This window comes from Woodsholea maritima DSM 17123 (assembly GCF_000382325.1).
Classification (GTDB): Bacteria; Pseudomonadota; Alphaproteobacteria; order Caulobacterales; family Maricaulaceae; genus Woodsholea; species Woodsholea maritima.
Genome location: NZ_KB908058.1, coordinates 346863 through 360363, shown reverse-complemented (window position 1 = coordinate 360363; position 13501 = coordinate 346863). Strand labels below are relative to the sequence as shown.

At 56.4% G+C, this 13501-nt stretch carries 12 protein-coding genes; 3 read left to right on the top strand and 9 right to left on the bottom strand.

All coding sequences use genetic code 11. The features are described from left to right. Positions 1-13: 13 nt before the first annotated feature. Positions 14-1147, bottom strand: a complete 1134-nt coding sequence (tgt, locus tag H151_RS0109975) for a tRNA guanosine(34) transglycosylase Tgt (protein ID WP_019961524.1) — start codon at positions 1145-1147, stop codon at positions 14-16. 237 nt (positions 1148-1384) lie between these two features. Here tgt and H151_RS0109970 point away from each other — a divergent pair, with 237 nt between their 5' ends. Then, on the top strand, positions 1385-1780 hold the full coding sequence (locus H151_RS0109970; RefSeq protein WP_019961523.1) for a hypothetical protein: 396 nt from the start codon (positions 1385-1387) through the stop codon (positions 1778-1780). 19 nt (positions 1781-1799) lie between these two features. On the opposite strand, the gene queA is transcribed toward H151_RS0109970, so the two are convergent. After that, the gene (queA, locus tag H151_RS0109965) at positions 1800-2870 is read right to left on the bottom strand and encodes a tRNA preQ1(34) S-adenosylmethionine ribosyltransferase-isomerase QueA (protein WP_019961522.1); all 1071 of its coding nucleotides are present in this window, start codon (positions 2868-2870) and stop codon (positions 1800-1802) included. A gap of 84 nt (positions 2871-2954) precedes the next feature. On the opposite strand from queA, the gene H151_RS0109960 reads away from it, so the two are divergent. Continuing rightward, a complete protein-coding gene (locus H151_RS0109960) occupies positions 2955-3962 on the top strand; it encodes an endonuclease/exonuclease/phosphatase family protein (protein ID WP_019961521.1) in 1008 nt (335 codons plus the stop codon). Positions 3963-3965: 3 nt separating this feature from the next. Here the strand turns inward: H151_RS0109960 and H151_RS16130 are convergent, their stop codons facing one another. The 7 genes from H151_RS16130 to gyrA form a co-directional block, all read right to left on the bottom strand. Beyond that, positions 3966-5648 (bottom strand): Ig-like domain-containing protein, encoded by a 1683-nt coding sequence (locus tag H151_RS16130; protein WP_083918528.1) that lies wholly within the window; start codon positions 5646-5648, stop codon positions 3966-3968. A 190-nt stretch (positions 5649-5838) separates the two neighbouring features. Continuing rightward, the gene (locus H151_RS0109950) at positions 5839-6297 is read right to left on the bottom strand and encodes a peptidylprolyl isomerase (protein WP_019961519.1); all 459 of its coding nucleotides are present in this window, start codon (positions 6295-6297) and stop codon (positions 5839-5841) included. An 8-nt stretch (positions 6298-6305) separates the two neighbouring features. After that, positions 6306-7316, bottom strand: a complete 1011-nt coding sequence (locus H151_RS0109945; protein ID WP_019961518.1) for a peptidylprolyl isomerase — start codon at positions 7314-7316, stop codon at positions 6306-6308. After that, on the bottom strand, positions 7313-7810 hold the full coding sequence (coaD, locus tag H151_RS0109940; RefSeq protein ID WP_019961517.1) for a pantetheine-phosphate adenylyltransferase: 498 nt from the start codon (positions 7808-7810) through the stop codon (positions 7313-7315). Before coaD ends, H151_RS0109945 begins: the two co-directional genes overlap by 4 nt. 125 nt (positions 7811-7935) lie before the next feature. Continuing rightward, on the bottom strand, positions 7936-8394 hold the full coding sequence (locus tag H151_RS16125) for a hypothetical protein (RefSeq protein ID WP_019961516.1): 459 nt from the start codon (positions 8392-8394) through the stop codon (positions 7936-7938). A 120-nt stretch (positions 8395-8514) separates the two neighbouring features. Continuing rightward, the gene (locus H151_RS0109930) at positions 8515-9561 is read right to left on the bottom strand and encodes a helix-turn-helix domain-containing protein (RefSeq protein ID WP_019961515.1); all 1047 of its coding nucleotides are present in this window, start codon (positions 9559-9561) and stop codon (positions 8515-8517) included. A 54-nt stretch (positions 9562-9615) separates the two neighbouring features. Then, a complete protein-coding gene (gene gyrA / locus H151_RS0109925; RefSeq protein WP_051088974.1) occupies positions 9616-12351 on the bottom strand; it encodes a DNA gyrase subunit A in 2736 nt (911 codons plus the stop codon). A gap of 388 nt (positions 12352-12739) precedes the next feature. Between gyrA and H151_RS16120 the strand changes: the two genes are divergently transcribed. Continuing rightward, on the top strand, positions 12740-13459 hold the full coding sequence (locus H151_RS16120; protein WP_019961513.1) for a superoxide dismutase family protein: 720 nt from the start codon (positions 12740-12742) through the stop codon (positions 13457-13459). Positions 13460-13501: the final 42 nt, after the last annotated feature.

Sequence of the window (13501 nt, the reverse complement as noted above, 5' to 3'; positions counted from 1 at the left end):
GCTTGAGCGCGGTTTACTCCGCGCCCTCCTCGCCTTCGCTATACCATTTGGCGTGGAAATCCTTGCGGAAGGTTTCAAACTGCCCCTCAGCGATAGCCGCGCGCATCCGGGCCATCAAATTCTGATAATAAGCAGTATTGTGCCAGGATAAGAGCATGGCGGCGAGATATTCGCCTGCACGCACCAGATGGTGCAGATAGGCTTTGGAATAATCACGGCTGGCCGCGCAATTCAAGCTTGGATCCAAAGGCTCTAAATCCTCAGCAAAGCGGGCGTTTTTCACATTGATCGGCCCGAAATCCGACCAGGCCTGACCATGACGACCCGAACGCGTGGGCATCACGCAATCAAACATGTCCACGCCGCGCGCGACCGCTTCAACCAGATCAATCGGCTTACCCACACCCATTAAATAGCGCGGACGCTCGCTGGGCAGATGCGGCGTGGTGAAGTCTAAAACTTCACACATTTTCTCAAATCCCTCACCGACCGCCAGGCCACCAATGGCATAGCCGCCAAAGCCAATCTCTTGTAAGCCCTGGGCAGAGGCTTGGCGCAGATCAGGATAAACCGAGCCTTGGACAATACCGAACAAGGTCTGGGTTTCGCGCTCACCAAACGCCTCTTTCGAGCGCTGCGCCCAGCGCAAAGACAATTCCATCGACTTGGCCGCATCATCGCGCGGACATGGATAGGCGGTACATTCATCAAGCTGCATCGAAATATCTGCGCCCAAAAGCTCGGCCTGCAGTTCAATCGAGCGCTCAGGCGAGAGCATATAGGAGGAGCCATCCAGATGGCTCTTAAACTCCACGCCCTCTTCCGTCATTTTGCGCAAGGATGAGAGCGACCACACCTGGAAGCCGCCCGAATCCGTTAGGATCGGGCCAGGCCAGCGCATAAAGCTGTGTAAGCCCCCCAGGCGCTTCATCCGCTCGCCCCCAGGGCGCAGCATCAAGTGATAGGTATTGCCCAAAATGATGTCGGCCCCGGCCTCTCGAACCTGTTCAGGATACAGCGCTTTGACCGTGGCGGCCGTGCCCACCGGCATAAAGGCCGGCGTGCGGATATCCCCGCGCGCAGTTTTCAAGACACCTGTGCGCGCCGCGCCTTCACTGGCGTGAATCTGAAAGGGGAAAACGGCCATGGTCTATTCATCACTTTCTTGGCAAATCTGAAGGCCCCGTGGAAAACACCACTTGGCCCCATTCTTCAAGCCCATAATCACATTGTCAAAAACAAACCCCTGCCCTTAATTTGGCCCAAATGATGCATAAAACCTTATTACCATGGCAGAACTGGGCGTGTGTTCACCTTGCGCTCATCTTGGCTCTGGCACATATTGAACGTGCTGGGGAGCATCACATGAAGGAGCGACGCGCGGATGATCGCGGTCTCTTTACATCTTGTCGCCACCAGCCTTGCTCTGTTGCAGGCCAGTCCCGTTCAAGGCGAGACGGCGAAGCCGAGCGCCAAGCCTATCACCCTTCAAGCCCCCAATGAGACCTTGCACACCCCTGACGCCCTGCCTGTAGATCAAGCCCAGTGCGTTGAAAATGGTGCCGGTGAAGCGCGTTTCGAAATGCGCCAGCGTGTGGTCATTGTGAGCCATCAGAGCGGCGCTGAGCCGCAGATCATTGAGCGCCAGACGCGCACCCGCTGGGGCTGCGCTCCGGGTGCACATCAAGAGACCGGCGCAGCGGTGGAGAGCGAGCCCGCACTCACACCGCAATGGGTCGTCAACGCCACGCCCAATCCGCGCCCACGCCCGCGCCACTAAGCCTCAGATCTTTGATGCCTTAGGAGCGCTCGCGCTCTAGCAAGCTGGAATCGCCATAAGAAAAAAAGCGATAGCCCCCGGCAATCGCGTGGCCATAGGCCTGTTGCATTTTATCCAGCCCGCAAAATGCGCTCACCAGCATGAAGAGCGTCGATTTGGGCAGGTGGAAATTCGTCATCAAAGCGTCGACACATTTAAATCGATAGCCTGGCGTTATGAAGATCGAAGTCTCGCGTGAATGGGCGACAATATGGCCCGCCTCATCCGCGGCGCTTTCCAGGCTACGAAGGGCCGTGGTGCCCACGGCGATAATGCGCCCACCGGCCGCGCGGGTTTCGGCGATGGCCTGGGCGGCCGTCTCATCAATCTCATACCATTCGGCATGCATCTGATGATCCAGGACGTTTTCTGTTTTAACCGGCAGGAAAGTCCCCGCCCCGACATGCAAGGTGATATGGGCCTGCTTTACCTCACGCGCCTTAAGCGCACGCATCAAACGATCGGTAAAGTGCAGGCCCGCCGTAGGCGCAGCCACAGAGCCAGACTTGTTAGGGTCGGCATAAATCGTCTGATAATCTTCCAGATCGGCGTCATCCGGGGCGCGTTTAGACGCGATATAAGGGGGCAGAGGTGGCACACCGGCGCTGACGATGACGCGGTCTAGGTCTGTACCCGATTGATCAAAGATAAGACCGATATCCCCGCCTTCAGCCTTATCTTCAACCCGTGCGCTCAACCCGCCTTTGAAGACAATCTGATCGCCTTCTTTCAGGCGCTTACCCGGGCGCGCAAAGGCCCGCCAGCGCGCTTCATCCACACGCTTATGAAGATTGATCTCAACCTGGACATCACCGCCGCCGCCCACGGCGCGCGCGGGGCGTGTTGCGCTCAAGGCCGCCGGGATCACACGGGTATCATTAAAGACCAGGAGATCGCCCGGTTGCAGCAATTCGGGCAAGTCCAGAACACCGCGATCACTTATTCGCCCATCCGCATCAAGATGTAATAGTTTTGCGCTATCACGCGGGCGCGCTGGGCGCAGCGCGATCGAAGTTTCGGGTAGATCGAAGTCAAAATCAGAGAGTTTCATGAGTCCAGCGTCTAGCTTTGGTCACACACTTACGCAATATACCATCACATTTTAAAGTAAGAACTTAAAAGGACCTTCCCCCTGATGCGCTGGGCCAATCTGTTTGCCAATCTTGTCCTACTTGGCTTCAGCGCACTTTTTATCGGGCTTAGCTTTGCCAGCCTGACGGGCCATTGGAATGAGACCTTTGATCTCATCAATCACTTCATCTGGGTCATTCTTATCACGCTTATGGGGTTGAGCTTTTTTAGTTATTTGCTCCTTCGCGAGACGGCATTGCGCTGGGCAAGGCGCGGTTTTCAACTCTTCGCCCTGCTTAGCTTGATGTCAATCTCCAGCTTAACCTTGGCCAGTTGGCTGATCCCCAGCAGTGGCTATGCCCCGCAAGGTTCAACGTCTGAAAGCTTCACCATCGCAACCCATAATCTGTGGGGGCGCAACCTAACGCCTGAACGCGCTGTTGACGTGTTGATCGCCACGGGGGCTGATATCATTGCGATGCAAGAGAGCTTTGGCCGCTCTGGGCGCGTTCCCGATCAATTAAGTGAGGCCTATCGCTATCGGGCCAATTGTCACCGCCATGCGGTCGCGCTTGTCAGTAAATACCCCATGGAAGATTCGGGATGTTTAGAGCGCACCCTTCAAGGTGATTACCCGCCCCCTGCAGCATGGGCTGATATTCGTCTGCCCAGTGGAGACCTTATCCGCGTCCTGACCGTTCATATGACCTGGCCGGAACCTCTAAAAGATCAAGGCCAGCAACGCCGCGCCCTCGCCGCCAATCTAGAAGGCTTTGAGCATGATCGCCTCATCGTAGTGGGTGATTTTAATGCCGCGGCACCTTCCTTTGCCCTGCGTCGGTTAGAGCGGGTCATCAACCTACCCCGGCGCACGCACAACATCCCCACATGGCCTTCACACCGCGTGGGCCGATTGGGCGAAGACAAGACATGGAGCGTCCTTCGCCCGGTTGCCGGCATTGATCACGTTTTTGCAGGGCGTGATTTCGTGACCCTGGATGTCCACGCCGGCGATGATACGGGCTCTGACCATCGCCCGATCATCGCGACCTTGGGCATGAAGGCGGATTAAGCCTCAGTCTAAAGCGTCCTCTGGTAAGACCACCATATAAGCGTCCACATCGCGCGGCGCATTGCCTTCCCAGGAGGTATTATAAAGAATGCGCGTGAAATCGCGATTAGCCGAGGCATGGATCTCATCAAAATAGTGTTCCACTTTCCCGTGATGATAAGCGATATGACGAAACTCAGGATTAGGCGTCAGGGACATGGCGAAAACTTTCTCATACGGCCACTCCCATTGACTTTTCGGTAGCTCTACATCCGGGGTTGAGCCCAAATGAGCATGATAACTGGAGACCAGAACCCAGCCTGGCTTGTCAAAGGCCTTGCCCGAGAAGTGGAACGAGCTTGCTGTACGGTTCAAATACATGTCGAAGAGATCGGTGCGTTGATTAGTCTGGATCTCAACCATGAAGACATAGCCTCTGTCATAATCGGCCGCGACATAGGCATCATGACCATTGGCAAGCAGAGCGATGTCAGAATGCTCGGTCGTATTTTGTAGCTGGACATAATCGCCACCGAGATCGCGAGTATAGGCCCGTGTTCCGAAGGTCCGGTTATAGGACCAGCCCGCAATCAGATAATCCCCACTTGGGCTCATGCTGACATAGCCTGGGCGGCCCGCCCCCGTCGGCATATCCATCGTTGTGATCGTATCGGTCTCGCTATCCCATACCATCAGGCCGAGGGGCTCGAAGCTTTGAGTTTCAACTTGGAACCCCCAATAGCGCCCATCCGCAGAGGGTGAACCTTCCGAGCGGGTCGAGAGCCGCGCCGCATCCGGCCAGGGCAAGCGGTTTGTAAAATCAATCCGGGTGGTCACAGTGTCATTCGTGACATTATAGGTATAGATCACCCTGCCGCCATAATTGGGGATGAAGTAGAAAATATCAGGATTGGTCGGATCCCATTGCGGTTCAGCATCACCTGCGGGGAAAGGCCCACCTTGTCCATCCAATCGTTTGATATGTTCTAAGCTATTGGCATCATAGACATGCCAAAAGCCTTTACCGCCTGAAGCAATAAACCGGGTGTTATCCGCATTAAAGGCTTGGCGTCGTGAATAATCATTACGCGCAAATTCAACGGGGGGTTCGTTGGCATGATCGGTGGCGCGCACGATACAGCTGCCATAGCGCTCATCACCATAGCGCACGCCCTTTTCGGGCTCATCCATCCTCGAGGGGGGATTATTGTCATAGCCCGTCACCAGAGTGAAATCGGGTGAATAAAAACCCGCACACGGGCTGGGGTCTGTCACATTGGCCCAGGCGGTCGTAAACATCCATGTGCGGGTCGCGACGACTTGGTTCGCTTTACGAAGTTCAAAATCAACCGCGTATGTGGTACCATGATCCAAGGGTGATGAGGGTTCAAAGGTCACGACCTTATCCGCAATACTCAGATTGCCCGCGATCGTTGTGCCCCCCGTTTCCACATTAAAGCTAGGCGTCATTCCGCTTGCCGCTTTATCCAGTGTCACCCTCAATGAGGTCGCAACATCCACACTCCCAGCGCCATTGGCCGGTGACACCGACACGATTTGTGGCGGGGTGGGTGCTGGGGTCTCATCGACAGGAGGGGGTGGGGGTGTTGGGCTCGGCCCGTCTCCCCCGGAACACGCCCCCAAGATCATCGCCATCAGGACCACGCCCAGCCCTGAGACCGCAGATTGTATGCGTATGCTTCCCATTCAAACCTCCACAATCAGCGCCATAGAACACAGACGCTATAATGATGTATTTAATATACATTTTAATTGTGACCGAAGTTTGGAGGTTTTGAGACCTAAGTATGATAATTGAATCCAGGCTCAAAATAAAGCCCTAAGCCATAAAAAAAAGCTCCCCGTGGGGAGCCTTTTTCGTCAAGATATAAACGCCTTAAGCTGCGACGACGCTGGCTTTAACGATTTTACCTGGCTGGCGGGGTGGCTCGCCCTTTGGCAGAGCGTCCACATGCTCAATCCCGTCAACCACTTCACCCCAAACGGTGTATTGGCCATTCAAATAAGGCACTTCATCCAAGCAGATGAAGAACTGGCTATCGGCAGAGTTTGGATCATTGGTACGCGCCATAGAGCACGCCCCGCGCGCATGAGGCGCATCATTAAATTCAGCTTCGATCAACTGACCAGAGCCGCCCATGCCATTACCATTGGGGCAGCCACCCTGGGCGACAAAGCCATCAATGACGCGGTGGAAGGTCAAGCCATCATAAAAGCCTTCACGGGCCAGCTCAGAAATGCGGGCCACATGTTTCGGGGCCAGATCAGGACGCAAGCGAATGGTCACATCACCGCCATCGAGGGTCAGGATCAAGTTTTCTTGGGTATCAGACATGAGGGAATTTACTCCGTTACCCGGGCTGGAACCGTGATGTCACAGACATCAGGCAGTTGACCGCCGCGGGCCTGTTTAAGCGCATCGAGATATTGGGCAAAGCTGGGCCCATCGGTACGCATGACTTCAATCGTAGAACGCTCTGAATCGGGAACGTCGCTGGCGACCTGAATATCCTCGATGATCACCGGGCGATAGCCCATAGATTCACCCAAAGTCCCTTCAGGGATGGCGTCAATCACCTCTAGACCTGCGCGCACGCGGCCCCAGACGGTGTATTGGGTGTTCAAATGCTCGGCGTGACCGGTGGTGATATAAAACTGACTGCGGAAGGAGTTGGGATCATTGGTGCGCGCCGCTGAGGCGGCACCATGGCAATGTAACAGCCAGCTTTCCACCTGACCATCGGCGCGAATGGCCGCCTGGGCAATCGGTTGAGTGCCCGCCTGGAAGCCGTTCCAGAAACCGGCGCGCGCCTCTGCCGAGCTGCCGCGCTGGGTCCGCGCACGCATCATCAGCTCAGAAATCTCAATCCCATCGGCGGCGGAGCGCCCACGGGTAAATTCCGCCTCAACGCCGGGCAAATGATCCGCGCCATGATTGGGATTATCAATCATACCGCCGCCCTGGGCCACAAAGTCGCCAATCACGCGGTGCCATACTGTGTAGCGATAGAAATTCTCACGCGCCAATTGCTTCATACGCGCGACATGATTGGGCGCAAATTCAGGGGCCAGCTCAACATAGACCTTACCGCCATTGGTGGTGATGATCAGCATGTTTTCTGGATCCACCACACGCCAGGCCTCCGCCGGGGCATTGGCGATGACATCATCACCGGGCTGGGCCGTTGGCGTTGCGACAGCGGCTGATCCGCCCGCATCCTCTTGCACGATCGTGCTTTCAGCGCGATCTTGCGCGCGGGCATTGTCTTGCGGCTCTTGCGCACAGGCAGAGGTCGCTAAAGCCAGCACCAATACGCTGGCAGATAAACCAGATTTCAAAACAGAAAACGTCATGACGCAAACTTCTCCAACAAACGCGCTTTAATCGTCGGGGTCACAAAATCGGTGATGTTCCCGCCCAGTCGGGCAATTTCTTTGACCAGGCGCGAGGCCACGGCCTGATGATGAGGATCAGCCATCAAGAACACGGTTTCAATGGCTGGATTAAGGCGCTGGTTCATCGCCACCATCTGAAATTCATATTCGAAGTCAGAGACCGCGCGCAAACCGCGAACAATACAGGTCGCGCCCACCTCTTCAGCATAATGCATCAACAGCCCTTCGAAGGCGGTCACTTCGATCTCGATATCGACATTAAGCGCGGCCACCTCGGTACGGGCCATGTCCACGCGTTCTTCTAATGTGAAGAGCGGCTTTTTTTCGCGATTGATCGCAACGCCAATGATCAGCTTGTCAAACAGCTTCACGGCGCGCCGGATAATGTCGAGATGCCCCTGGGTCATGGGATCAAATGTCCCGGGGTAAAGCGCAATGCGCGTCTGGGTCATGAAAGGCCCATCCTTATGATTAATCCTGGGCCGGACCGTAAACACCTCAACGCCTTGGGGCAAGATCCTATATGCGCCCCTGACATGAACGAAGGACGGCGCAAACGCGCCTCCCCTCTTGAACTTTAACCGTTTTGCGCAAACCAGCCTTCAAACATCGGGGCATAATCGGGGCTGTAATATAACACCTCGGGCACATCGCGGCGTAGGGCCACAGCCCCTTGAGGGAAAGCGGCAAACATGGCGTTATCAAAACGCGGCGCGCCCCATTCCTGGCTTAACTCTTGGGCCAGTTGGGGAAGCTCTTCGCCCTCCACCAAAATCCAGACGAAGGCCAAACCGCCATCGACAAAGACAAATTCGGCCAAGCGCGGGCTTTGGGCGAAATCATAGCCCTGGCAATCGACCTGTTGGTGGCTTTCCTGGGCGAAGGGCACTTGCGGCGGATCAAAACGGCGAACCTCCCACTGCGTACAGACTTGATTGAAATGCGCTTCAAGCGCGTCCACCGAGTGACCAAAGGCAAAAGGGCTGGAGGTTAAACTTGCACTGACCAGCATATGAGCGAGCATCGACATCATCATAGGGCATCCCTGTTTTGAAAAGTTGAGCCCCTTGCATGTCAGCCTTTACAATCACAAGCGCTGCAAAAGCCGCATAAAAACGTCTCACTTCATGTTTTGAGACGATTGAAGAGCGTGAAATTAGGCTCTCTGCGCCAGATAGGCACTGGGCGAGAGACCTGTCTCGTCCTTAAAGACCCGATTAAAGGCCGCCTTGGAGTTAAATCCCGCATCAAAGGCCATCGCCATCAGGGTCGTAGAAGGCTCGCCCTCAAGGCGCGCAATGATCGCAGCCACGCGCGCACGGTTGATATAGCGCACAAAGCTGCACCCGGCATGGCGATTGATCGCATGGGAGGTGTCGCGCGGGCTCAAGCGAACGCGCTTGGCCAATTGGTCGAGACGCAGAGCGGGCTCTCGCCAGGGCTCCTCATCGCGCATGACCGCGTCGATCTGGATAAAGTGATCCCGGATCGCGGCCTCATCCAGAGTAGAGGTCTGCGCAGTGTTTAGACCGGGCGCAGGCGGAACGGCGACCGCCTCCGGCCCGTGACGACGCACATGCTGATACGCAAAATAAGCGATCACATTCAGACAGATAAACGCGATTGTTAAAGAGAGGCCATAGCTGAGCGCGCCAGCATCATTAAGCCCATTGGCACTTAACACCATGCGCAGGCCATCCATGGCGCTGATCAAGGCAAAGGCGATGATGATGCTGAGCAACCAATCCAGACGCAAACTTTCCGCATCCGCACGCAGCTGGCACATCTGCGTATGGTAACGCCAAGCCAGAAAAAACGCCCAGCCCACATAGCCCACCAAGGAGAGGAGAGAGACCAGCCGCATAACGATCAAAGGCGGAGCCAGGATCAACAAGCCCAGCCAAGGCAGAAGATGCAGACCATCACGCCAATTCACCCCGCCTTGGGCGCGCGCCTCCACCAAGCCTTTGACGGTCAGGAAAAACAGTGGGCCATAGAGCGCACCAAAGGTTTGCGCCACGCCATCCCCGGCGATCCAGAGCCCGGTTTCGGAGAAAAAATTCAACGCCATATGCACGCTGAACGCGGCGATTAAGGCGCTCAACGCCCAAAACCGCACCCGCCAGATCAGGACGCCAGCCAGGATCGCTCCATGATAGACCAAAATCACATGAAGCAGATTGACACTGTGCACTGTGATCATGGCCCACCCACGCGATACAAAACGGCCCCCGATGCATCATCGAGGGCCGTTGATTTAGGCTTGTGCGTCACCCCCGGCGCTGGGTTCATCACCTGGCGTTTCAGGACTTGAGGCCTCTACGCCCTCACCCTCGCCGTCATCACCGTCTTCGGCGTCAATACGCACAACCGAGACGACTTTCTCACCCTCGCCCAGACGGATCAGGCGAACCCCGCGCGTGGCACGGCCCGCAATGCGCACGCTATCGAGCGGGAAGCGGATCAGCTGTCCACCATCAGTGACGATCATGATGGTATCATCATCCTGGATTGGGAAGACGGCGGCCAGATCATCGCTCTTGGTCATATCATGGGCGGCAACGCCCTGATTACCCCGGCCCATGACCCGATAATCATAGGCCGATGAGCGCTTGCCATAGCCATCAGAGGCCACGGTGATGACAAATTCCTCAGCCGCGCCTAGCTCTGCAATTCGCTCCGGCGACAGGGCGGCATTGCTATCGCCCTCATCCTCGCTGGAGGTGGCAACATCTTCTTCCAACCCAGCTGCGCGGCGCATCGCATTGGCATGCTTCATATAGGCGCGCGCTTCATCGGTGGTGACCTCAACATGGTTGAGAATCGCCATGGAGATCAGGCGATCGCCCTGCGCCAAACGAATACCGCGTACACCGGTAGAGGAGCGCCCGGCAAAGACCCGCACCGCATCCACAGGGAAGCGGATCGCGCGGCCTTTAGCAGAAACCAACAGCACATCATCCCCTTCAGAGCACAGGCGCACATCAACGATGCGGCTGCCCTCTTCCAGCTTCATGGCGATTTTACCGTTGCGGTTCACCTGCACAAAGTCAGACAATTTATTGCGTCGGATCGTACCTTCGGTGGTCGCGAATATGATGTCCAACCCACCCCAGCTATCCTCATCCTCCGGCAGGGCCATCACCGAAGTGATGCTCGCGCCTTGAGAGAGGCTGGGTAAGAGGTTGATCAGCGCCTTACCCTTGGTGTTCGGCGCGCCCAGCGGCAAGCGCCAAGCCTTGGTCTTATAGACCATGCCATCAGAGGAGAAGAACAGAAGCGGGGCATGGGTATTGGCCACGAACAAGGTCGCAACGAAGTCTTCATCCTTCATCGCCATGCCCGCGCGTCCACGCCCGCCGCGATTTTGCGCGCGATACGTGGTCAAGGGCGTGCGCTTGACATAACCGCCATGGGTCAAGGTGACGACCATATCCTCACGCGGGATCAGGTCTTCGTCTTCCATCTCCAATTCCGCATCCAGGATCTGGGTGCGGCGCGGCACGCCAAAACGGGTCTTGGCGTCATGAAGTTCACCGCGAATAATGTCGCGAATACGATGGGGCGAGCGCAGAATATCCAGAAGATCTGCAATCTCTGCGGCCAGTTTCGAGGCTTCCTCCCCGATTTCATCGCGGCCCAGCGCCGTTAAACGATGCAGGCGCAGATCCAGGATCGCTTTGGCCTGCTCTTCGGTCAGGAAGATGGTGTTATTATCGCGAATGATTGAGCGCGGATCAGCCACCAATGTCACCAAGGGGGCCACATCGGCGGCAGGCCAGGCTTTTTCGCGCAATTGACGGCGCGCGGTCTGCGGATCTGGCGCAGAGCGGATCAGGCGGATGATCTCATCAATATTGGCCACCGCAACGGCCAAGCCGATCAAGACGTGAGCGCGATCACGCGCCTTTCTCAGATCGAATTTTGCCCGGCGTGCCGTGACGTCTTTACGGAAATCGACAAAGGTCTCCAGCAATTGGCGAAGGCCGGCTTGTTGCGGACGCCCGCCGATCAGGGCCAGCATATTAACCCCGAAAGAGGTCTGCATCGGGCTCCAGCGATAAAGCTGGTTCAAGATCACATCGGCATTGGCATCTTTTTTCAGCTCAATGACGACGCGCATACCCGAACGGTCGGATTCATCGCGAAGATCGGCAATACCCTCGATGCGTTTTTCCCGCACCAGATCGGCGATCTTTTCGATCATGCTGGCCTTGTTCACCTGATAGGGAATCTCGTGAACGATGATAGCATTACGCCCAGAGCGCACTTCTTCGATGGAGGTTTTCGCGCGCGTCACCACCGAGCCGCGCCCGGTTTCCAGACCCTTGCGCGCACCGGAACGGCCCAAAATCTCACCGCCCGTGGGGAAATCCGGGCCGGGAACAAGCTCCAAAATCTCGCCATCACTGACATGGGGATTATCCAGCAGGAGGATGGTCGCATCGACGATTTCATTTAAATTATGCGGAGGGATATTCGTTGCCATACCCACCGCGATCCCGCCGCCGCCATTGACGAGCAGGTTCGGGAAGGTCGCAGGCAAGACAATTGGCTCTTTCTTGGAGCCATCATAATTGTCCTGGAAATCCACCGTTTCCTTATCGATATTGGCCAGCAAGGCTTCGGCGGAATGATCCATGCGAATTTCGGTGTAACGCATCGCAGCCGGAGGATCGCCATCGACCGAGCCGAAATTGCCCTGACCATCGAGCAGCGTAAGCCCCATCGAGAAGGGCTGCGCCATCCGGGCCAAAGCATCATAAATCGCGCTGTCACCATGGGGGTGATAGCGACCCATCACATCACCCACGACATTGGCCGACTTCTTATAGGCCTTGTCCTTGGTATAGCCGCCTTCATGCATGGCCCACAGAATGCGTCGGTGTACGGGCTTTAACCCATCACGCGCATCGGGAATGGCCCGGCTGACGATCACACTCATCGCGTAATCGAGATAGGAGCGGCGCATTTCCTCTTCGATGGTCACCATGGGGCCACTTAAAGGGCCTTTGGATTCGGGCTCGGAATTGGGAATTTCAATATCGCTCAAGGTGCTCGTCCTAAGTCATTTTCTGACGCGATGAAGGCGTTCCTTGCCAGCATGATGGTGCTTTCACACCTATCACAAGAAAGGGAGCGCCGCGCGCATGTGACAGGCTTTCGCCGCAAAGGAAGACCACCCCCTTCGAATCGACGAAATGTATAGCCCTAGGTGTACCAAGCCCAGGCCATAGCGGCAAATCCCCAATGCGGTAGGATAAGCTTTGTCGACATGAAAATGTCACGGGATCTTTTTAGGGAGCCCGGTTGTTTATAAGGGTGAAGCCCCCCATTTTAGGGGTGGGGTAACAAGGTCCATCCTTACAAAGGGGAAGATTATGATCCGTAGCCTTACCATCACAGCCCTATCAGCACTGGCGCTGGGCGCATGCGATAATGGCCAAGAGCCTACCCAAGCCCAAACCGCGCCCGCCTCTGAGGCTCAAAGCCCTCAGAGCGAAGATCACGCCGCGATCCAGCAACCCGTCTATGATGCTGACGCGATGAGCGAAGAGCCTGCCGCGATGAGCCATGACGCCTCGCAGCCTGCGCTCGCGGCGCAGCAAAGCGCTACCCCCCCTCGCTTTACCCCCGGTGACACGCTCGCCTTGAGCCTGATCACCAATGATGGCTCTGAAATCGGCCAGGCCCAGATCACCCAAGGCTCGACCGGTGTTTTGATCCGCATTGAAGCGCGCGGCCTGACCCCAGGCTGGCACGGGGCACACCTGCATAAAATTGGCGATTGCTCGTCTTCGGATTTCACCTCATCAGGCGGGCATATCAATCCAACGGGCGCGAGCCATGGCTTACTCAACCCCAATGGCCCTGATGCGGCGGATCTGCCTAATCTCTTCGTGCATGAAGATGGCAGCCTGAAGGCTGAGGTTTTCACCCCTATGCTGGCCCTGTCTGAAGACGGCGGCCTGCCCATCCTCCTCGATGAGGATGGTTCAGCCCTGGTGATCCATGCCAATTCCGATGATGGCACCACCCAGCCCATCGGCGGGGCCGGTGCGCGTGTGGCCTGCGGTGTGATTTCCGCCCACGGCGAATAAATCCGCGCCATACCTAAAAAAAGAAGCCCCGGAAAATCTCCG